Origin of the sequence: Sphingosinicella xenopeptidilytica, from assembly GCF_042676985.1 — a bacterium.
Taxonomy (GTDB): Bacteria; Pseudomonadota; Alphaproteobacteria; order Sphingomonadales; family Sphingomonadaceae; genus Sphingosinicella; species Sphingosinicella xenopeptidilytica.
This window is the reverse complement of the sequence record NZ_JBHTIK010000004.1, coordinates 21,618-39,820: the sequence shown is the minus strand read 5'-3', so window position 1 is coordinate 39,820 and position 18,203 is coordinate 21,618. Positions and strand designations below refer to the sequence as shown.

General features: G+C 66.0%; 22 protein-coding genes. 10 read left to right on the top strand and 12 right to left on the bottom strand.

Going from position 1 to position 18,203, the window contains the following annotated elements; translation table 11 throughout:
* The first annotated feature begins 43 nt into the window (after nt 1–43).
* Nucleotides 44–1,159 (top strand): ATP phosphoribosyltransferase regulatory subunit, encoded by a 1,116-nt coding sequence (locus ACFQ00_RS06670; RefSeq protein WP_381488039.1) that lies wholly within the window; start codon nt 44–46, stop codon nt 1,157–1,159.
* Here ACFQ00_RS06670 and ACFQ00_RS06665 read toward each other — a convergent pair.
* Nucleotides 1,156–2,169: an alpha/beta hydrolase gene (locus ACFQ00_RS06665; RefSeq protein WP_381488036.1), complete on the bottom strand. Its 1,014-nt coding sequence runs from the start codon at nt 2,167–2,169 to the stop codon at nt 1,156–1,158. The two genes, ACFQ00_RS06670 and ACFQ00_RS06665, sit on opposite strands and share 4 nt — an antisense overlap.
* 139 nt (nt 2,170–2,308) lie before the next feature.
* Between ACFQ00_RS06665 and ACFQ00_RS06660 the strand changes: the two genes are divergently transcribed.
* A complete protein-coding gene (locus tag ACFQ00_RS06660; RefSeq protein ID WP_381488033.1) occupies nt 2,309–3,598 on the top strand; it encodes an adenylosuccinate synthase in 1,290 nt (429 codons plus the stop codon).
* 12 nt (nt 3,599–3,610) lie between these two features.
* Here the strand turns inward: ACFQ00_RS06660 and ACFQ00_RS06655 are convergent, their stop codons facing one another.
* The 10 genes from ACFQ00_RS06655 to ACFQ00_RS06610 all read right to left on the bottom strand — a co-directional run bounded on the left by ACFQ00_RS06655 (nt 3,611) and on the right by ACFQ00_RS06610 (nt 10,708).
* Complete coding sequence (locus ACFQ00_RS06655; RefSeq protein ID WP_381488030.1) at nt 3,611–4,213, bottom strand: PEP-CTERM sorting domain-containing protein; 603 nt, start codon at nt 4,211–4,213, stop codon at nt 3,611–3,613.
* 94 nt (nt 4,214–4,307) lie between these two features.
* The gene (locus ACFQ00_RS06650; RefSeq protein ID WP_381488028.1) at nt 4,308–4,592 is read right to left on the bottom strand and encodes an acylphosphatase; all 285 of its coding nucleotides are present in this window, start codon (nt 4,590–4,592) and stop codon (nt 4,308–4,310) included.
* Nucleotides 4,589–5,659 carry a chorismate synthase gene (gene aroC, locus ACFQ00_RS06645; RefSeq protein WP_381488714.1) on the bottom strand — a complete coding sequence of 357 codons (1,071 nt, stop codon included), beginning with the start codon at nt 5,657–5,659 and terminating at the stop codon, nt 4,589–4,591. Before aroC ends, ACFQ00_RS06650 begins: the two co-directional genes overlap by 4 nt.
* Nucleotides 5,656–6,459 (bottom strand): enoyl-ACP reductase FabI, encoded by an 804-nt coding sequence (fabI, locus tag ACFQ00_RS06640; RefSeq protein WP_381488025.1) that lies wholly within the window; start codon nt 6,457–6,459, stop codon nt 5,656–5,658. The genes aroC and fabI overlap by 4 nt, the downstream gene beginning before the upstream one ends.
* An 8-nt stretch (nt 6,460–6,467) precedes the next feature.
* Nucleotides 6,468–7,358, bottom strand: coding sequence for a YihY/virulence factor BrkB family protein (locus tag ACFQ00_RS06635; protein WP_381488022.1), 891 nt, complete (start codon nt 7,356–7,358; stop codon nt 6,468–6,470).
* Nucleotides 7,355–8,311, bottom strand: coding sequence for a DnaJ C-terminal domain-containing protein (locus tag ACFQ00_RS06630; protein ID WP_381488711.1), 957 nt, complete (start codon nt 8,309–8,311; stop codon nt 7,355–7,357). Before ACFQ00_RS06630 ends, ACFQ00_RS06635 begins: the two co-directional genes overlap by 4 nt.
* Nucleotides 8,312–8,407: 96 nt before the next feature.
* The gene (gene arsB, locus ACFQ00_RS06625) at nt 8,408–9,433 is read right to left on the bottom strand and encodes an ACR3 family arsenite efflux transporter (RefSeq protein WP_381488019.1); all 1,026 of its coding nucleotides are present in this window, start codon (nt 9,431–9,433) and stop codon (nt 8,408–8,410) included.
* Entirely contained in the window at nt 9,430–9,918 is a 489-nt protein-coding gene (locus tag ACFQ00_RS06620; protein WP_381488016.1) for an arsenate reductase ArsC, read from the bottom strand. The genes arsB and ACFQ00_RS06620 overlap by 4 nt, the downstream gene beginning before the upstream one ends.
* Nucleotides 9,919–9,922: 4 nt before the next feature.
* Nucleotides 9,923–10,363, bottom strand: coding sequence for an ArsI/CadI family heavy metal resistance metalloenzyme (locus ACFQ00_RS06615; RefSeq protein ID WP_381488013.1), 441 nt, complete (start codon nt 10,361–10,363; stop codon nt 9,923–9,925).
* A 3-nt stretch (nt 10,364–10,366) separates the two neighbouring features.
* Nucleotides 10,367–10,708 (bottom strand): ArsR/SmtB family transcription factor, encoded by a 342-nt coding sequence (locus ACFQ00_RS06610; protein WP_381488010.1) that lies wholly within the window; start codon nt 10,706–10,708, stop codon nt 10,367–10,369.
* 129 nt (nt 10,709–10,837) lie between these two features.
* On the opposite strand from ACFQ00_RS06610, the gene pdxH reads away from it, so the two are divergent.
* The 5 genes from pdxH to ACFQ00_RS06585 all read left to right on the top strand — a co-directional run bounded on the left by pdxH (nt 10,838) and on the right by ACFQ00_RS06585 (nt 14,491).
* On the top strand, nt 10,838–11,425 hold the full coding sequence (pdxH, locus tag ACFQ00_RS06605; protein WP_381488008.1) for a pyridoxamine 5'-phosphate oxidase: 588 nt from the start codon (nt 10,838–10,840) through the stop codon (nt 11,423–11,425).
* On the top strand, nt 11,425–12,348 hold the full coding sequence (locus ACFQ00_RS06600) for a cation diffusion facilitator family transporter (RefSeq protein WP_381488005.1): 924 nt from the start codon (nt 11,425–11,427) through the stop codon (nt 12,346–12,348). Before pdxH ends, ACFQ00_RS06600 begins: the two co-directional genes overlap by 1 nt.
* On the top strand, nt 12,338–13,141 hold the full coding sequence (locus tag ACFQ00_RS06595) for a PhzF family phenazine biosynthesis protein (protein ID WP_381488002.1): 804 nt from the start codon (nt 12,338–12,340) through the stop codon (nt 13,139–13,141). Before ACFQ00_RS06600 ends, ACFQ00_RS06595 begins: the two co-directional genes overlap by 11 nt.
* 40 nt (nt 13,142–13,181) lie before the next feature.
* Nucleotides 13,182–13,667, top strand: coding sequence for a hypothetical protein (locus ACFQ00_RS06590; RefSeq protein WP_381488000.1), 486 nt, complete (start codon nt 13,182–13,184; stop codon nt 13,665–13,667).
* 122 nt (nt 13,668–13,789) lie between these two features.
* Nucleotides 13,790–14,491, top strand: a complete 702-nt coding sequence (locus ACFQ00_RS06585) for an endonuclease/exonuclease/phosphatase family protein (RefSeq protein WP_381487998.1) — start codon at nt 13,790–13,792, stop codon at nt 14,489–14,491.
* Nucleotides 14,492–14,495: 4 nt separating this feature from the next.
* Here ACFQ00_RS06585 and mnmA read toward each other — a convergent pair whose 3' ends face one another.
* Complete coding sequence (gene mnmA / locus ACFQ00_RS06580) at nt 14,496–15,605, bottom strand: tRNA 2-thiouridine(34) synthase MnmA (protein ID WP_381487995.1); 1,110 nt, start codon at nt 15,603–15,605, stop codon at nt 14,496–14,498.
* A gap of 253 nt (nt 15,606–15,858) precedes the next feature.
* Here mnmA and sciP point away from each other — a divergent pair, with 253 nt between their 5' ends.
* From sciP to ACFQ00_RS06565, 3 genes are all read left to right on the top strand, one after another.
* Entirely contained in the window at nt 15,859–16,155 is a 297-nt protein-coding gene (gene sciP / locus ACFQ00_RS06575) for a CtrA inhibitor SciP (protein ID WP_121047996.1), read from the top strand.
* Nucleotides 16,156–16,349: 194 nt separating this feature from the next.
* On the top strand, nt 16,350–17,195 hold the full coding sequence (locus tag ACFQ00_RS06570) for a flagellar M-ring protein FliF C-terminal domain-containing protein (RefSeq protein WP_381487992.1): 846 nt from the start codon (nt 16,350–16,352) through the stop codon (nt 17,193–17,195).
* Nucleotides 17,192–18,175, top strand: a complete 984-nt coding sequence (locus tag ACFQ00_RS06565; protein WP_381487989.1) for a flagellar motor switch protein FliG — start codon at nt 17,192–17,194, stop codon at nt 18,173–18,175. Before ACFQ00_RS06570 ends, ACFQ00_RS06565 begins: the two co-directional genes overlap by 4 nt.
* Nucleotides 18,176–18,203: the final 28 nt, after the last annotated feature.

The window sequence follows — 18,203 nt, the reverse complement described above, 5'->3', positions numbered from 1 at the left end:
GAACCTTGTTTCGGGCCGCGCACGCCGCTAGAGCCGGGCCACCATGACCGATCCGATCTCCAAGGGCCTGCTCCCCGAAGGCTTCCGCGACCGTCTGCCGCCGCAGGCCGAGGCGGCCGCCGACCTGCTCCGCACGTTGCTGGATCAGGTTTCGGCGCATGGCTACGAGCGCGTCTCGCCGCCGCTCGTGGAGTTCGAGGACAGTCTCGTCACGCGCCTCTCCTCCGCGCGCCCGCAGGATCTGCTCCGTTTCGTCGATCCGCTGTCGCAGCGCACGCTGGCGCTCCGTCCCGATATCACCGCGCAGGTCGGCCGCATCGCCGCGACACGCATGGCGCACATCGCGCGCCCGCTGCGCCTCGCCTACGGCGGCCCTGTGCTCCGCGTGCGCCCTGCGCAAGTCGGCCCGCAGCGCGAAGCGATGCAGATGGGCGCCGAACTCATCGGCTCCGATCACGTCGATGCCGTCGCCGAACTCCTCGGCATCGCACTTGAAGCCCTGTCAGCGGCGGGCCTCACCGACATGTCGGTCGATCTCACCCTTCCCGATCTCGTCGGCACGCTCACCGCCGGGCCGTGGCCCGTCACCGCACCGCTCGCCGACGTACAGACCGCGCTCGACGGCAAGGATGCCGCCGCGCTGCAGGCACTCGGCGCCGCGCAGTACAGCACGCTCATCGAAGCCGCCGGCCCCGCCGATACCGCGCTCGCACGCCTCAAGGCGCTCGACGCCGCAGGCGCACTCGACACGCGCATCGCGGGCCTCGAGCGGCTGGTGGCGACCGCTGCTCCGCACGCCGCCGTCACCATCGATCCCACCGAGCGCCACGGCTTCGAATACCAGACGTGGATCGGCTTTTCCGTGTTCGCCGCGGGCGTACGCGGCGAGGTCGGCCGCGGCGGCACCTATCTCGTGCGCCACCCGGGCGGTAGCGAGGAAACGGCGGTGGGCTTCTCGCTCTATGTCGACGGCCTCGTTGACGCAGGCCTCGGTGCCTCGCGCCGCCGCCGTCTGTTCGTGCCGCTCGGCGAAGCCGCGCAGGCCGCCAAACTACGCGCCGAGGGCTGGACGACGGTCGCCGCGCTCACCGACGCGGACACGCCCGCGCGCCTGCGCTGCGACTACGCGCTGAAAAACGGCGAACTCATCAAACTCTAAAGCGCCGCCTTCAGGAACGCGTCGACGTCCGCCGTCGCAGAGTCGCCATCCGCACCCAAATCCTGATTGAGTTCACCGTGGCTGCTGTCCGGCACAGCCACCGCCCGCGCCTTCGCCCCCGCCTTTTCAAGCGCCTGCACCAACGCCCGCGACTGGCCGAGCGAAGCATCACGCCCCTCGACATAAAGTGCCAGCCACGCAGCGGCGTTCGGCGCGGCGGTATGCGTCATCGGCGATAGCGCAGCCTGCCGTTTCGGATCATCCCCGAACGCCGGACCATACAGCTTCTGCACGACCGGCCCGCCCGTCTTCATGTGCGCAGCCACGTCATACCCCGCGCCGTCCAGCAGCACGACCGCCTTCACCGCGCTCATCGGCACGTCCGCTGCCTTCAGATACTGCGGATCGGTCGCCACCAGCGCCGCGAGGTGCGCCCCGGCGCTATGCCCCATCAGCGCGATCCGGTTCGGATCGATGCCATACTCGGCCGCGCGGAACCGCAGCATGTCGATCGCGGAGGCAACGTCCGCCGCCTGCTGCTCCACGGTCGCCTGCGGCACCAGCCGGTAGTTGATCGATGCGAAGGCATAGCCCTCGCCCGTGAAGTGCTCCGGTTTCCGCCCGGAAGCCTGCCTTTTGTCCCCAAGACTCCACGCCCCGCCATGGATGAACACGATGAGCGGCGCGGGCGCGGCGCCCTTCGCGCGGTAGAAGTCGATCGCCTGCCGCGCGTCGTTGCCGTAGCTCACCGTCACGGTCGGCATCGCGCCCGCACCCGGGCCGTTGCGCATCGCGTCGAGCGCGCGCTTGCAGTCCTCCGAAACCTTGTCGCGATTCTCGATGATGCACTGGCGCACCTTGGGCTTGTCGGCCTTGTCGCTGCCGCACAGCGTCTCCATGTCGGCGCGACAGGCCATCAGCCCGCCGCCCAAGCGCGGCCGCTGCTGCGCCTCTGCCGCCGCACCCGCCAGCACGAGCGCCATCGTCCCAAGAATCAGCTTCGCCCGCATTTCATCTCCCAGCCTTCGTGTTCCATACGCGTGATAGAGCGAATAACCTTCGCCTCCCATGCAAAAGCCGTGGACGCACGTGCGCTTCAACCCTAGTGAGTGCCGCCGTGTATCGACGCTGAATGGAGACGTCCCCGAAATGGCCAATGTGACCGTGATCGGCGCCCAGTGGGGCGACGAGGGCAAGGGCAAGATCGTCGACTGGCTATCGGCCCGCGCCGATGTCGTCGTGCGCTTCCAGGGCGGTCACAATGCGGGCCACACGCTCGTCGTCGGCAACAACACCTACAAGCTGAGCCTCCTGCCTTCGGGCATCGTGCGCGGCACGCCCTCGGTGATCGGCAACGGCGTCGTGCTCGATCCGTGGCACCTCAAGGCCGAGATCGAGAAGCTGACGGCCCAGGGCGTTGCGATCAGCCCCGAGAATCTCGTGATCAGCGAGACCTGCCCGCTGATCCTCCCCTTCCACCGCGATCTCGACGCGCTGCGCGAGGACGCGAGCGGCGCCGGCAAGATCGGCACCACCCGGCGCGGCATCGGCCCTGCCTATGAGGACAAGGTCGGCCGCCGCGCGCTTCGTGTCTGCGACCTCGCGCACCTCGATGAGGCAGGCCCGCAGATCGACCGCCTGCTCGCACACCACAACGCGCTGCGCGCCGGTTTCGGCGTTGATCCGATCGATCGCGACACCCTCATCGCCGATCTCGAAGCCATCGCGCCCGAGGTGCTGCCCTATGCCGGTCCGGCGTGGGTCGGCCTCAACGAGGCCCGCCGCGCGGGCAAGCGCATTCTCTTCGAAGGCGCGCAGGGCGTGCTGCTCGATGTCGATCACGGCACCTATCCGTTCGTCACCAGCTCGAATACCATCGCTGGCACGGCGAGCGGCGGCTCCGGCCTCGGCCCGTCCGCGACCGGCTATGTGCTCGGCATCGTCAAGGCCTACACAACGCGTGTCGGCTCCGGCCCCTTCCCCACCGAACTCGACGACGCAACCGGCCAGCGCCTCGGCGAGCGCGGCCACGAGTTCGGTACCGTCACGGGCCGCAAGCGCCGCTGCGGCTGGTTCGACGCCGCGCTGCTGCGCCAGTCGATCGCCGTCTCCGGCGTCACCGGCATCGCGCTCACCAAGCTCGATGTGCTCGACGGTTTCGAAGAATTGAAGATCTGCACCGGCTACGATGTAAACGGCGTCCACTACGATCACCTGCCGGCTCACCCCGCCGCGCAGGCCGCCGCGAAGCCGATCTACGAGACGTTCGACGGCTGGCACGAATCGACCGCCGGCGCGCGCAGCTGGGCACAGCTCCCCGCGCAGGCGATCAAGTACGTCCGCCGCATCGAGGAACTCATCGGCTGCCCGGTGGCGCTCGTCTCGACAAGCCCGGAACGCGAGGACACGATCCTCGTGACGGACCCCTTCGCGGACTGAGCGTCTGTCCGCTCAGGCGCGGGCGCGGGACCGCCGTAGCGCGGCAAGTCCGACGATTCCGAGACCCAGCAGTGCAAGTGTACCCGGCTCGGGTATCGGTGCGACGTCCGCGATATCGGCAAGGATCACCTGAAACCTCGCCTCGCGCCCGGTGAAATTGAAAACGTCGTACCGGCCGCTCTGATACCCGATCGATAGCCCGTCGTCGGTAAAGTTCAGGATCGGCGCGCCACCCTCACGCGTTACGAGGCTATCGGAAATCACCGACAGCCCCACGATTTTCTGCGCGCTGTCGAACACGATATTGCCGATTTCCAGAATAAACGTCTGGAAATCCCATGTGTCGCGCGAATCGAGCGTCAGCACGTTGGTCGCCGCGTCCCAGTCCACGTGAACGATACCGCCGCCCCAATGGCTGGGATTCCTCACGAAATCGCTGCTGTCGAGCTCGTTGCCGGCGCCCAGCACGGACCCTGTCCGTTCATGGACGAGCGCCCCGCGCACACTATAGTCCGGCAGGTCCGCTTCCGTGCGGAAATCCGCGCTGATGACGGCGGCGGCCGCATGAAAGCTGAGCAGCGAAGTCGCTGCCAACGCGCCAAGAAATCTGAACATGATCCAATCTCCTTGCCGGTATCCGGACGAGGGCGTGACACGGCAGCCGCGACACCGCGCGGGCGTTTTCACGTCTCAGTTTACAGGAGCGGTTCTAAACGGTTGGTTTCTTCTTGAAGCCGCGCGGCACGATGCCTTTCGCCTCCTCCACCTCAACACGCTCCACCTTCGCGGCGGGCGGGCCCTCGTGGCAGGCCGTGATCAGCTTTTCGATGGCTTCGGCGGAGCCCACGGCGAGCGCCTCCACCGTGCCGTCGATGCGGTTGCGCACCCAGCCGTCGAGGCCGAGGCGCTGCGCGGTTTCGAGCGTCCATGCACGGAACCAGACGCCCTGCACGCGGCCATGGATGCGCAGCCGCCGCGCAACTCGATCCGTCATCCCACCTGTGCGCGGTGCATGAGGAAGGCGTCTGCGAGCACGCAGGCCATCATCGCCTCGGCAACGGGCACGGCGCGAATGCCGACGCAGGGGTCATGCCGCCCCTTGGTCATCACCTCCACCGCTTCGCCGTAGCGCGTGATCGTCTGCACCGGCGTCAGGATCGACGAGGTCGGCTTCAGCGCGATACGGCAGACGACGTCCTGCCCGGTCGAAATGCCGCCCATCACGCCGCCGGCGTGGTTCGTGTCGAACACAGGCGGATCGCCGGCCCCTGCGCCCGGCCGCATCCGGTCGGCATTGTCCTCGCCGCGCAGGCGAGCCGCCGCGAAACCGTCGCCGATCTCGACGCCCTTCACAGCGTTGATCGACATCATCGCCGCCGCGAGTTCGCCGTCGAGCTTCGCATAGAGCGGCGAGCCCCAGCCTGCGGGAACCCCGCTCGCAAACACCTCGACCACCGCGCCCACCGAAGAACCGGACTTGCGCACACTGTCGAGCAGCACCTCCCAGCGCGTCGCCGCATCCGGGTCCGCGCACCAGAAGTCGTTGTCGCCGAGCGTGTGCGCCGCGAACCGCTCCACGCGATCGCCGCCGATCTCGACGACATGCCCAAGGATGCCGACACCCTCGATCACCTTCCGCGCCACCGCCCCCGCCGCCACGCGCGCCGCCGTCTCGCGCGCCGACGAACGCCCGCCGCCGCGATAGTCGCGGAAGCCGTACTTCTGGTCGTATGTGTAGTCGGCATGGCCGGGCCGGTATTTCTCGGCGATGTCGCCGTAGTCCTTCGAACGCTGGTCGACGTTCTCGATCATCATCGAGATCGGCGTGCCCGTGGTCTTGCCCTCGAACACGCCGGAGAGGATTTTCACCTCATCGGGCTCGCGCCGCTGCGTCGTGTGGCGGGACTGGCCGGGCTTCCTTTTGTCGAGCCACGGCTGAATATCGGCCTCGGTGAGCGCGATCCCCGGCGGGCAGCCGTCGACGACGACGCCGAGCGCCGGGCCATGGCTTTCGCCCCACGTCGTGAACCGGAAGATGCGGCCGAAGCTGTTGAACATCAGGCGAGCGCGATGTCCGGCGCGTCCTCGGCCTTCATGCCGATCACGTTGTAGCCGGCGTCGACATGGTGGATTTCGCCCGTCACCCCGCTGGCGAGGTCGGAAAGCAGGTAGAGCGCCGCGCCGCCCACGTCCTCGATGGTGACGTTGCGCCGGAGCGGACTGTTCAGTTCGTTCCACTTCAGGATGTAGCGGAAGTCGCCGATGCCGCTCGCCGCCAGCGTCTTGATCGGCCCGGCGGAAATCGCGTTCACGCGGATGTTCTCCGGCCCGAGGTCCATCGCGAGATACTTCACGCTCGTTTCAAGCGCCGCTTTCGCCACGCCCATCACGTTGTAGTGCGGCACCACCTTCTCGGCGCCGTAGTAGCTCAGCGTCAGCACCGAGCCGCCGTTCGGCATCATCGCCCGCGCGCGGCGCGTCACCGCGACGAAGCTGTAGGCCGAGATGTTCATGGTCAGCAGGAAGTTCTCGAGGCTGGTATCGACATATTTGCCGCGCAGCTCGTTCTTGTCCGAAAAGCCGATGGCGTGGACGAGGAAGTCGATCGTCGGCCAGCGCGCCGCCAACGTTTCGAACGCGGCATCGAGCCCCGCCATGTCGGAAACGTCGCAATCGATCAGGAAATCCGATCCGACGCTTTCGGCGAGCGGGCGCACGCGTTTTTCCAGCGCTTCGCCCTGATAGCTGAACGCGAGTTCCGCACCATGATCCGCAAGCGCCTTTGTAATCCCCCACGCCAGCGAACGTTCATTCGCGAGCCCCATGATCAGCCCGCGTTTTCCCTGCAACAATCCAGCCATGTCTGCTTTCAGCCTTTCGGTTGTCCCCCCGATTCCGCGTCCTTTTGCCCATTTTCGGGTTCCATTGCCAGTGCCGCGTTTAGCTCCGCGCCGATCACGAATCCCATGCCCGCAATGAAGAAGAACAGGAGCGTGATCATTACGCCCGCGAGCGGCCCGTAGAAGCGATCGTAGGTGGAAACGTCGGCGAGCAGGCGCGGCAGGATCAGCGTCGCCCCCACCCATACGCCCGCGGTAACGGCAGCCCCCGGCCATTTTGGCCCCTGCTTGCGGAAACGCCCCGGCGTCAGGCTGTGGAACAGCAGGTAGAGCGCGATGAACAGGATCACGAGCGGCCCCAGCCGCCCGATGTCGATGATCTGCTCGACCATGTCGATCCACGGCAGGAAGCGGACGACGACCTCCTCCGCCGCCACGATGATCACCTGCGCCGCGAACGCCGCCAGCATCAGCATCACGCTGCCGAGGATCACGGCGAGGCTGCCAAGCCGGCGCTGCCAGACGGGCGCTGCATATTCGGCATGATAGGCGCGGCGCAGGATGTCGCGGATCGTCTCGATGTAGCTCCCCGCCGTCCACAGGCCGACGACGATCGAGAAGGTGAGGATGCCGGTCGATCCCTGCATCGCTGCCTCGATCGGCGGGCCGACGATCCCGGCAACGGATGGCGGCAGCGTTCGCAGAAAGCCTTCGACGGCTTCGAGCCCGGCATCGGACCGGCCGAGCATCCCCGCAATCGTGCCAAGCACGATGAAAAACGGAAACAGCGCCAGCATCGAAAGATAGGCGAGGTTCCCGGCGTGGATGAAGCCGTCGTCCCACACACCCTTCGCAACGCGAAAGGCCACGCGAACCGCGCGCCGCTCTTCCTCAAGCAGCCGCGCGAAAAGACGGATCATGCCATCCCGGCGCGGGGATCGTGCGCCTTGCCGCTGTCCCACCCTTCCGCGAACGCCTTCAGCGCGGCGTCGCTTTCGGGAATTGCGATCACCAGCGTCACCAGCAGATCGCCGCGCCCGCCGTCCTTCTTGTGGAAGCCCTTGCCTTTCAGGCGCAGCACCTTGCCCGAAGAGGCGCCCGGCGGCACGGAGAGCATCACCGAACCGCTCGTCGTCGGCGCCTTCACCTTCGCGCCGAGCACGGCCTCGTCGAGCCGGATCGGCAGATCGAGGCGGATATCGTCGCCGTCACGTTTGAAGAAGCGGTGCGGCGCGGTACGCAGCGTCACGATGGCGTCGCCGCTGCCGCCCGGCCCCGCCTCGCCCTGACCGGCAAGCCGGATCTGCTGGCCTTCCGCGAATCCGGCCGGGAGTTTCAGGTCCACCGTCTTGCCGGAGGCGAGCGTCACGCGCTGCGGCTTCAATTCGGCGGCTTCGGCGAAATCCACGGCAAGCTTGTAGGCAACGTTGCGGCCTTTGGCAGGCGCCTGGCGCGGCCCCGCGCCGCCGCCGAAATCGAAGCCGCCGAAACCGCCACCGCCGCCACGCCGCCCGCGCCCGAACAGCTCGGAAAGCAGATCGTCCGCCGCACCCGCAAAGCTGAAATCCTCGCCGCCGGCCCCCGCGCCGCCGGTGTGCGTGCGGCTATAGCCGCCGCCCGGCCCGCCGCCGAAGCCGAACGGCATCTTCGGATTGCCCTGCTCGTCGATCTCGCCGCGGTCGTATTGCGCGCGCTTGTCCTTATCGGAAAGCAGGTCGTAGGCCGCCGTCACCTCGGAGAATTTCTCCGCGGCTTTCGGGTTGTCCTTGTTGCGGTCGGGGTGCAGTTCCTTGGCCAGCTTGCGGTAGGCGGATTTGATTTCCGCATCGCTTGCCCCACGCTGCACACCAAGGGTCGAATAGAGATCGCTCATCGTCCCTACGCTCACCACAATGCCTCCGGAAAATCCACTGTTGCCGAAATACAACAGACCGGAGATAGGGAGGAATTCCGGCGTCGCAAGAGGCGATCAGGCGCTCTTTTCGTACCATCCGCGCGAACGGTTCACGATCGCGACGAGCGACAGCATCACCGGCACCTCGATCAGCACGCCCACCACCGTTGCGAGCGCAGCGCCCGATGTGATGCCGAACAGGCTGATGGCGGTCGCCACCGCAAGCTCGAAGAAGTTGCTGGCGCCGATCAGCGCGGAGGGGCCTGCGATGCAGTGCGCCTCGCCGAATGCCCGGTTCGCGACATAGCCGATCCCGAAGATCAGATAGCCCTGAATCGCAATCGGCACGGCGAGCAGCGCGATGACGAGCGGCTGCGCGAGGATCTGCTGCCCCTGAAAGGCGAACAGCAGCACCAGCGTCGCCAGCAGCGCGGCAAGCGACATCGGCTGGATCGCGGCGAGCGCGCGCTGCAGCCGCGCTTCCCCGCCAGCCGCGAGCAGCCGCGCACGCACGATATGCGCTGCAATCACCGGCACGACGATGTAGAGCCCCACCGAAATCAGCAGCGTCTGCCACGGCACCGTGATCGCGGAGAGACCAAGCAGCAGGCCGACGATCGGCGCGAAGGCGACAACCATCACGGCGTCGTTGAGCGCGACCTGACTGAGCGTGAAAAGTGGCTCACCGCGGCAGAGATTGCTCCACACGAACACCATCGCCGTGCAGGGCGCAGCGCCGAGCAGGATAAGCCCCGCGATATAGGATTCGATCTCCGCTTCGGGCAGCAACGGGCGGAACAGCCAGCCGATGAAAAGCCAGCCGAGCGCCGCCATCGTGAAGGGCTTTATCGCCCAGTTGAGCGCGAGCGTGACGCCGATGCCGCGCCAGTGCGCGCCGCCCTGCCGCAGCGCGGCAAAATCGATCTTCATCAGCATCGGGATGATCATCAGCCATACGAGCAAGGCGACCGGCAGGTTCACGCTGTAAACCTCCGCGCCCGCGATCACCGCGAACAGGCTCGGCATCGCCGATCCGAGCAGGATGCCCACAGCGATGCAGGCGATCACCCACAGCGTCAGATAGCGTTCGAACAGGCTCATGCCTTGCCGATCTCCGCCAGCCGATGCCTGAGGCTCAACCGATCAATGGATGCGATGGGAAGCACCGTGAACAGCGAGATGCGGTTTTTCAGCTGCCGGTAGGCATCAAAGAAGGCGGCGTGAATTTCGGCTTCGCTGCCTTCGACTGCGGCCGGATCGGGGATTCCCCAGTGCGCCGTCACCGGTTGCCCCGGCCAGATCGGGCAGACCTCGCCGGCGGCGTTGTCGCAGACCGTGAACACGAAATCGAGCTTGGGAGCCCCCGGTTCCGCGAACTCGTCCCAGCTCTTGGAACGCAGATCTTGGACGGGATGCCCAAGGCTGCGCAGCACGTCGAGCGCCGCCGGGTTCACTTCTCCGCGCGGCTGGCTACCGGCGCTGAACGCCCGAAACCGCCCCTCCCCGATCTCGCTCAGTATGGCCTCGGCCAGAATCGAGCGCGCCGAGTTCGCGGTGCAGAGGAAGAGGACGTTGTAGGGCTCCATCGTCTCACCCGCAGCAGCGCTGGCCGGTTGCGGCCGGATCGGCGGCGATACGGCTGAGTTCCGGTCCGGTGCCATAGTCGACGGCATCGCCGGTGGTCAGGAACGTCTCCCAAGCGATGTTCTGCGGATCGGCAATCCAGCTCTTGGTGGATTTCGCGTAGCAGCAGGTTGTCGCGCCCTCATCGAGAACGGGGCGGTCCGCTTTCTGTAGACGCCCGTAAACCTCCGTCAGCTCGTCCGCATTTTCCACTTGGATACCGAGGTGAGACAGGCCCGGTGCCGCGCCGTCGTGCGTGGAAATGGCGAAGTTGACGCGCGGGTCTTCAAGCATCCACTTCGCGTAGTCGGCCTTCACCACGGTCGGCTCCGCAGCGAAGAGCGCCGAATAAAAGCGGGTCGAGGCTTGGAGATCGCTCACCGCGACATGGACGTGAAGACGTTTCATCGGTCAGGCTCCTTTGGCGAGACGTTCAGGGACTGCGGCATCCGCGCAGGAGCGTCCGCCGCAGCAGTTTTCGAGGAGATAGTCGGCTAGCCCGCGAACGGTTGCGAAGCGCGCGCTGTAGATCAGCGTTCGCCCAAGCCGCGTTTTTGCAACGAGCCCTGCCCGCTCTAGATGAGCCAGGTGGAACGATAGCGACGATGGCGGCATCCCCAGCCGATCGGCAACCGTACCGGCGGGAAGCCCCTCTGGCCCGGCTTCGACGAGCAGGCGGAACGCCGCAAGCCTATGCTCCTGCGCCAGTGCGGAGAGCGCCGCGATCGCGGCTTCACTTGTTGAAATGCTCATTGCCGACTCACCCTTCTATATTTCCAGAATTATCGAATCATATGAACTCGTCAATCCACATTTCGATAATAGTCGAATTGTTTTGACATGCAGTTCCCTCCCCGCGTTGCAGGGGCTATGAAGCGCGCCATGATGACGCTTCCCGACGATCCCTTCGAATTCTTTGGCCGCTGGTTTCAGGAAGCATCCACTTCCGAGCCCAGTGACGCCAATGCCATGTCGCTCGCCACTGCCGATGCCGACGGCCGGCCCTCGGTGCGGATCGTGCTGCTGAAGGATGTCGATCCGCGCGGCTTCACCTTCTACACGAACACGTTGAGCCGGAAGGGCCGCGAGCTTGCCGCGAACCCGCACGCGCACCTCAATTTTTTCTGGAAATCACTGGGCCGCCAGGTCCGCATCGACGGCGCCGTGCAGCCGGTGAGTGCGGCCGAGGCCGACGCCTATTTCGCCGTGCGTCCCCGCGCCTCGCAGATCGGCGCATGGGCGAGCTTCCAGTCGGAGCCGCTGGACGACCGCGCGACGCTCGAAGGCCGCGTTGCCGAATTCACCGCGAAGTATGATGGCGGTGACGTGCCGCGCCCGCCGCATTGGTCGGGCTACCGCGTCGTGCCCTCGCGAATCGAATTCTGGCAGAACCGCGAGAGCCGCCTGCACGAGCGTTATATCTACGACCGCGACGGCAGCGGCTGGGCGCGCTCGATGCAGTATCCGTGATGGACACCGCGAGGCTCGAAGCGCGCGGCAGGCTCACCCGCCGGGCGGCGATTGCCTCGTTCTCGGCGGCGCTTGTTCTCGGTGCGGTCAAGAGCTGGGCCGCGATGGAAACAGGCTCCGTCGCCATGCTCGGATCGCTCGCCGACACCGCGCTTGATCTCATCGCGTCGATCATCACGCTGATCGGCGTGCGCGTCGCCGCTGAACCCGCCGATGCCGATCACCGCTTCGGCCACGGCAAGGCGGAGCCGATCGCTGCGCTTCTGCAAACCGTGTTCATCACCGTTTCCGCCATCGGCATCGGCTGGCGCGCGGTGCAGGCGTTCACGAACGAGACACCCCCAGCCGAAGCCGAACTCGGTATCGGCGTTTCGATTTTCGCGATTCTGGTGACGCTGGCGCTCGTCTCCTACCAGCGCGTCATCGTCAGCCGCACCGGTTCGCTCGCGATCGATGCGGACCGGATGCACTACCAGTCGGACCTGCTGCTGAACCTCTCCGTCATCGCGGCGCTGGTGCTCGATGCGATGCTCGGGATGCGCGGCGCGGACCCGCTGTTCGGTGTGTTCATCGCGCTCTGGCTGGTGTGGGGCGCCTTCAAGACCGCGCGGCACGCGCTCGACATGCTGATGGACAAAGAGTGGCCGGACGAGAAGCGCGAACAGTTGAAAGCGCTCGTCTGCGCGGTTCCGGGCGTCGAAGGTATCCACGAGCTCAAGACGCGCCATGCGGGGCACACCGACTTCATCCAGTTCCACATCTGGGTCGATCCGCACATGACCGTGCAGGCCGCCCACGATATCGTCGATGTTGTCGAGGCCCGCGTGCTGGAAGCCTTCCCCGGCAGCGACATCCTCGTCCACGTCGATCCGAGCGGCCATTTCGATACGCGCGCCACGCAGGAGGAAAGCCATGCCAAATAAGCTGCCCTTCGCCCAGATCGATGCTTTCGCGGGGCGCGCCTTCGAAGGCAATCCGGCGGCCGTAATGCCGCTGAACGCACGGCTCGCGGACGATGTGCTGCAGGCGATCGCCGAGGAGAACAACCTCGCCGAAACCGCCTTCTTCATCCCCTCGGACGCGCCGGACGCGGACTACGACCTCCGCTGGTTCACCCCCGCGATCGAGGTGGACCTGTGCGGCCATGCGACGCTCGCAAGCGGTCATTATCTCCTCTCGCGCGATGTCGATCTCGATCGCATCCGGTTCCGCACCCGCCTCGCCGGTGTGCTGGAGGTGCGGCGCGCAAACGGCGCTTACGAACTCGATCTCCCCGCCCGCCGCCCGATACCGGCGGCGGCGGACCCGCGCGTCGTGAAGGCGATCGGCCTCCAGCCCGAAGCCGTACTCGGCTTTCCCGGCGAAAACTGGCTCTACGTCGTGTCCGATGCCGCCGCCGTCCGCACCATGAAGCCCGATTTCGGTCTGCTGCGCGAGGTCGGTAACCACCTCGTCGTCGTCACCGCACCCGGCGATGATGGCTACGACGTCGTCAGTCGCGTCTTCGCGGCAGGCGCGGGCATCGACGAAGACCCCGTCACCGGCGCCGCGCACGCCATGCTGGCGCCCTACTGGGCGGATCGGCTCGGCAAGCCCGCGTTCCAGGCGTTCCAGGCCAGCCCGCGCGGCGGCCGCGTCGCCTGTCGCCTCGAAGGCGAGCGCGCCGTGCTCGGCGGAACCTGCGTCACGGTGATCGAAGGCAGCTTCACCCTTTGAACTCGCACGGCGCGCGGATCATCGAGAAAGAGGGCTATCGGTGAGCATCAAAGAAATCTTCTTCCGTTATGTCGGACCGATTCTTACGATCCCTGCGATGATCGGGGCGCTGTTCATTGCTGATTGGCTGCTGGTATGGAACGGCGTTCGCCATGCTCGATCGCTGTGCGCCGACCCGGGACCGCTTATCATTCATGATCGCGCTCTTTGGGAGTTGTATTCGAAGCCTCTTCGATCACAACCTTTGCCTTTAGATTACACCGCCAAGCGGATTGTCGTAAGGCAGTTACGCGAAAGACTGGGAATTACCATGGAGAGTTCGAGAATATCATCCAACAACCCTCTCCTTATAACTGCAGATTATTCGCAAATTGCAATCAAATATGGAAAAATGCCGATAGCGGAATTAAACTACTATTCTGCGAGAAGAATTTCACCAATATTCGAAATTCTTTTTTTTGCCGATCCGGGCACGAAATATGGGTGCGGGGAAGAAAGAAGTTATGATTTTCCGGAATTTTATTAAATAGCCTAATGCGAACGTGATCTGGACAGCCGCCTCGAATTTGCAAGAGTTATCAACGATGTGGATGACACCGGATAGCCAGCCTCTTTGAAGAACCCTCTCGCCCCCCTATCTTCCCGCGCATGACCCTCCGCGTCGCCAGCTACAACATGCGCAAGGCCATCGGCCTCGATCGCCTCCGCAAGCCCGACCGCGTACTCGCCGTGCTCAACGAGCTCGATGCGGACATCATCGCGCTTCAGGAGGCCGACCGCCGCCTCGGCGAGCGGGCGAGTGCGATCCCGCGTGACATGATTGAAGCGGAAAGCCCTTACCGTGCCGTTCCCATCGAAAATCGCCCGAACAGCATCGGCTGGCATGGCAACGCCATCCTCGTGCGCAAGGACCACGAGATCATCCACGGCGAACCGCTCTTCCTGCCGATGCTGGAGCCGCGCGGCGCCGTGCTGGCGGACCTCCGCGTGCGCGGCGAACCGGTGCGCGTCGTCGGGATGCACCTCGATCTCTCCGGGCTCTATCGCGCACGGCAGGCGAAGATGCTCGTCGATCACCTCGGCGAGCGCACGACGCAGCTCCCCAGCATCCTGATGGGCGATCTCAACGACTGGATGGTGAACAGCAAGGCGCTCAAGGAATTCCAGCGCCACCACCAGTGCGCCGCCTGCGGCCCCAGCTTCCCGACGCGCCGCCCGCTCGGCACGCTCGACCGCATCTTCGTTTCCGATCATTTCAAGGTGGAGGAGAGCGGCGTCCACACCTCGCTCACCGCGAAGCGCGCCAGCGATCACCTTCCCGTGTGGGCGAACGTCGCGCGCAGCGCCTGAACGTTCAGGCCGCGGCCAGCGCCGAAACTGTCCCGTCGATCCAGCCCCCGCCGAGCACGCGCTCGCCATCATACAGAACACACGCCTGCCCGGGCGCGACGCCATACTCCGGCGCCGCGAACGTCACCCTGCGGCCATCGAAGCGCGCAGGCGCAGGCTTCGCCATCGATCGCACCTTGGCGAGAACGTCGATGCCATCGCCAATGTCCGCGCCGAGCCAGTTGATCTTGCCGAGCACCGCCGCAGCAACACCCAGCGCCGCACGCGGCCCGACGACGACGCGCCGCGTCTCCGGCTCCAGCCGCACGACATATAGCGGATCGGAAAGCCCGCCGATCTCAAGCCCACGCCGCTGGCCAACCGTATAGTGTATGAGGCCCCGATGCTGCCCGAGCACGGCGCCGCCCATGTCAACGATCTCACCCGGCTCGCCCGCCTCGGGTCGCAGCTTGCGCACGATTCCGGCATAGTCGCCGGAGGGCACGAAGCAGATGTCCTGACTGTCCGGCTTATCTGCCACGATCAGCCCGAAGCGCCGCGCATGTTCGCGCACCGCCGGCTTTTCCATGCCGCCGAGCGGGAAGCGCAGGTAGCCGAGCTGCTCCCGCGTCGTCGCGAACAGGAAATAGCTCTGGTCGCGCGCCGGATCGACCGCACGGTGAAGCTCCGCCCCGCCCGCCCCCTGCACACGCCGCACATAATGGCCCGTCGCCATCGCATCGGCGCCAAGGTCGCGCGCGACCGACAGGAGATCGCGGAACTTCACCGTCTGATTGCACGTCACGCAGGGAATCGGCGTGCGTCCCTGCACATATTCGTCGGCGAACGCCTCGATCACGCTGTCCTTGAAGGCGCTTTCGTAGTCGAGCACGTAATGCGCGATGCCGAGCCGGTCCGCCACACGCCGCGCGTCGTGGATATCGCTCCCCGCGCAGCAGGTGCCCGCCTTCCCCACAGCCGTGCCGTGGTCGTAGAGCTGAAGCGTAACACCAATCGTCTCGTAGCCAGCTTCCTTCACGAGCGCCGCGACAACGCTCGAGTCGACGCCGCCGGACATGGCGACGACAACACGCGCACCGGGCCGGAGGCCGCCGAGGTCAGTTATGCTGCTCATGCCCGCGCATATAGAGGTCGCTTACCATTTTTGCACCTTCCGTCCCGTATGTGGTGCCGAAGGCCGCGCTTGCGGTTCCTCGGTCCCGGTGATTCGCTAAAGGCAGGTACAACGATTTCAAACACTAAGTCGGGAAGGGCGGCGTTAAGCTCTGTTGCCGCAGAATTTACCTTGGCGTTTAGGCGTTCTTTTAAGGGTCTGAGGCTAGGGTGCATCAACAAGGCAGTCGCGTAGTGTTGGAGCCAAAAGAATAATGATGGAAAATCAGAAGTTTCGCCCTGCATCAGTGATCGGCCCCCTGGGGGAGCCGCTTACGCTCGACACGTTGCCGCCCTCGGACACGCGCCGCTGGGTGGTGCGCCGCAAGGCCGAGGTCGTGGCTGCGGTGAAGGGCGGGCTCATCTCTGCGGACGACGCGTGCGAGCGCTATGGCCTCAGCCCCGAGGAATTCGCGGCATGGGAGCGCGCCGTGGACCGTGTCGGTATGCCCGGCCTCCGCGTCACGCGCGTTCAGCACTACCGGGCGCTCTACGATCGCGAAAGCGCCTGACACCGAATTAAAGAACCGGCGCCCCTTCCTGTGCGGGCGCCTGCCAAAGGGCGGGAGACATCGGGGGACGTCTTCCGCCCTTTCTGCGTCCGGCGCATGGCGACACCACGCCGCGGCACGCCATTTCTTTACGTCATTTTCACCATCCCGGCCGCACAGTTCCGCATTGTTTGAACGTCGGGAAACGTGTGCGCGTGGAACAGGCCGTAAAAGCGCCAGAGTCGAAAGCGCCGGAGCAGAACGGAAAGCCGCAGTTGCTGCTGATCGCCCTGCTCTGTGCGGCCGCAGCGCTGCTCGGCCTTGTGTTGCTGCGCGACCCTGCCCCCGCCGCCGCCAATCCAGCCCCCACCGCAGCCGTTCCCGTTTCTGACCGGCAGACCAGCGTCGAAGCCCGGCTTCGCGAACAGGTCGAAGCGATGATCGGCGCGATCGTCGGCCGCGAGAACGTGCGCGCCGTCGTTTCGGTAGAGATCGAACCGGACCAGACACGGCAGGTTACAGAGGCTGGCGACCCCGGCACGAACAGCACCGAGACGACGACGATCAGGAGCAGCGGCCAGATTCGCCGCCTCACCGTTTCCGTCATGGTGGACGGCCGCCATGTCGAAGGGCTGGACGGCGTAGGCTACCAGCCGCGCACGAAGGCCGAACTCGCGCGCTTCACACGTCTTGCGCAGGGCGCGGTCGGCTTCGACGCGATGCGCGGCGACTCGCTGACCGTCGAGACCGTGCGCTTCGCGCGCGCCGAGGCCGCACCTGCGTTTGCGGGCACCGTGGATACGTTTCTGCCGCTCGCACGCGCGCTTCTCATCGGCATTCTTGCGCTCGCCGCGCTGTTCCTGATCCTGCGCATGTTCGGACGGCGCACGCCCGTCGTAACGTCCGCGCCTGAACCCGAAGCGATCGAGTCTGCACAGCCCGCAGCCTTCGCGTTCACGAACGATACCACACACAGCCCCACGCTTCGCCGTGCCGGTGATGCCGTCGCCGCGCGCCCCGCCGCTGCCGCTGCCATTGTCCGCCAGTGGATGTCCGCATGAGCGCCCGCGCAGCAGCCCTCCGCGCCGAACCCTTCGCCGCACCGGCGGAACCGCTTGCCGCGCTCACCGGCGTCGAGCGCGCCGCCGCGCTGATGCTCGCGCTCGGACGCGAACATGGCGGCGCGATCTGGGCACACCTCGGCAACGACGAGGCACGGGCGCTCAGCGCCGCCATGGCCCGGATCGGCCCGGTCCCCGCCCCGCTCGCCGAGCGCCTGCTGGCCACATTCGCCGGCGAGCTCTCCAGCCCCGCGGCTCTGGAGACGGCGAGGCCCGCGAGCGAGACGACGTGGGACACGCTCGGCAACGTCAGCGAAGACGTTCTCGCCGCCTATCTTCGCGGTGAACACCCGCAGACGGCGGCGGTCGTGCTCGGCCGGATCGGGCGTGAGCAGGCCGCACGCGTCCTCTCGCGCCTGCCGGAAGACACCGCGATGGATGTCGTGCTCAGGATGCTCCGCGTCGGCGCCGTGCGGCAGGATGTGCTCGATACGGTCGAGGAGACACTGCGCGCCGATCTGCTGTCGAACCCCGCGCACAGCGCGCGCCGCGACACGCACGAAGTGATGGCCGAGATTTTCAATCACCTCGACCGCGATGCAGAGGCGCGCTTCATGCTGGCGCTCGAAGACCGCGCCTTCGATGCCGCCGAGCGCATCCGCGCGCTGATGTTCACGTTCGAGGATCTGGCCCGGCTCGATGCCGCCAGCATCCAGACGCTGCTGCGCAACATCGACAAGAACCGGCTCGCCGCGGCGCTGAAAGGCGCCGGCGAGGCACTGCGCGAATTCTTCTTCATGAGCATGTCGGAGCGCGCCGCCCGCATCCTGCGCGAGGATATGGAGCTGATGGGCCCCATTCGCCTGCGCGAGGCGGAAGAAGCCCGGCAGGCGATCGTTCAGGTGGCAAAGCAGCTCGCAGACACGGGCGAGATCGTTCTCGCCGACAACCGCGACGGCAGCGAGGAGTTCGTATTCTGATGCCTGCGTCCTACCGAGGGAGAAGCAC

Bases quoted from the DNA above. Each gene is read 5' to 3' on its own strand.
- pdxH (WP_381488008.1), top strand. From the start codon at position 10,838: ATGATGACGCTTCCCGACGATCCCTTCGAATTCTTTGGCCGCTGGTTT.
- ACFQ00_RS06585 (WP_381487998.1), top strand. From the start codon at position 13,790: ATGACCCTCCGCGTCGCCAGCTACAACATGCGCAAGGCCATCGGCCTC.
- ACFQ00_RS06620 (WP_381488016.1), bottom strand. From the start codon at position 9,918: ATGGAGCCCTACAACGTCCTCTTCCTCTGCACCGCGAACTCGGCGCGC.
- ACFQ00_RS06565 (WP_381487989.1), top strand. From the start codon at position 17,192: ATGAGCGCCCGCGCAGCAGCCCTCCGCGCCGAACCCTTCGCCGCACCG.
- ACFQ00_RS06650 (WP_381488028.1), bottom strand. From the start codon at position 4,592: ATGACGGATCGAGTTGCGCGGCGGCTGCGCATCCATGGCCGCGTGCAG.
- ACFQ00_RS06600 (WP_381488005.1), top strand. From the start codon at position 11,425: ATGGACACCGCGAGGCTCGAAGCGCGCGGCAGGCTCACCCGCCGGGCG.
- ACFQ00_RS06610 (WP_381488010.1), bottom strand. From the start codon at position 10,708: ATGAGCATTTCAACAAGTGAAGCCGCGATCGCGGCGCTCTCCGCACTG.
- ACFQ00_RS06655 (WP_381488030.1), bottom strand. From the start codon at position 4,213: ATGTTCAGATTTCTTGGCGCGTTGGCAGCGACTTCGCTGCTCAGCTTT.
- fabI (WP_381488025.1), bottom strand. From the start codon at position 6,459: ATGGCTGGATTGTTGCAGGGAAAACGCGGGCTGATCATGGGGCTCGCG.
- ACFQ00_RS06660 (WP_381488033.1), top strand. From the start codon at position 2,309: ATGGCCAATGTGACCGTGATCGGCGCCCAGTGGGGCGACGAGGGCAAG.
- ACFQ00_RS06665 (WP_381488036.1), bottom strand. From the start codon at position 2,169: ATGCGGGCGAAGCTGATTCTTGGGACGATGGCGCTCGTGCTGGCGGGT.
- mnmA (WP_381487995.1), bottom strand. From the start codon at position 15,605: ATGAGCAGCATAACTGACCTCGGCGGCCTCCGGCCCGGTGCGCGTGTT.
- ACFQ00_RS06630 (WP_381488711.1), bottom strand. From the start codon at position 8,311: ATGAGCGATCTCTATTCGACCCTTGGTGTGCAGCGTGGGGCAAGCGAT.
- ACFQ00_RS06595 (WP_381488002.1), top strand. From the start codon at position 12,338: ATGCCAAATAAGCTGCCCTTCGCCCAGATCGATGCTTTCGCGGGGCGC.
- ACFQ00_RS06670 (WP_381488039.1), top strand. From the start codon at position 44: ATGACCGATCCGATCTCCAAGGGCCTGCTCCCCGAAGGCTTCCGCGAC.
- arsB (WP_381488019.1), bottom strand. From the start codon at position 9,433: ATGAGCCTGTTCGAACGCTATCTGACGCTGTGGGTGATCGCCTGCATC.
- ACFQ00_RS06635 (WP_381488022.1), bottom strand. From the start codon at position 7,358: ATGATCCGTCTTTTCGCGCGGCTGCTTGAGGAAGAGCGGCGCGCGGTT.
- ACFQ00_RS06615 (WP_381488013.1), bottom strand. From the start codon at position 10,363: ATGAAACGTCTTCACGTCCATGTCGCGGTGAGCGATCTCCAAGCCTCG.
- sciP (WP_121047996.1), top strand. From the start codon at position 15,859: ATGATGGAAAATCAGAAGTTTCGCCCTGCATCAGTGATCGGCCCCCTG.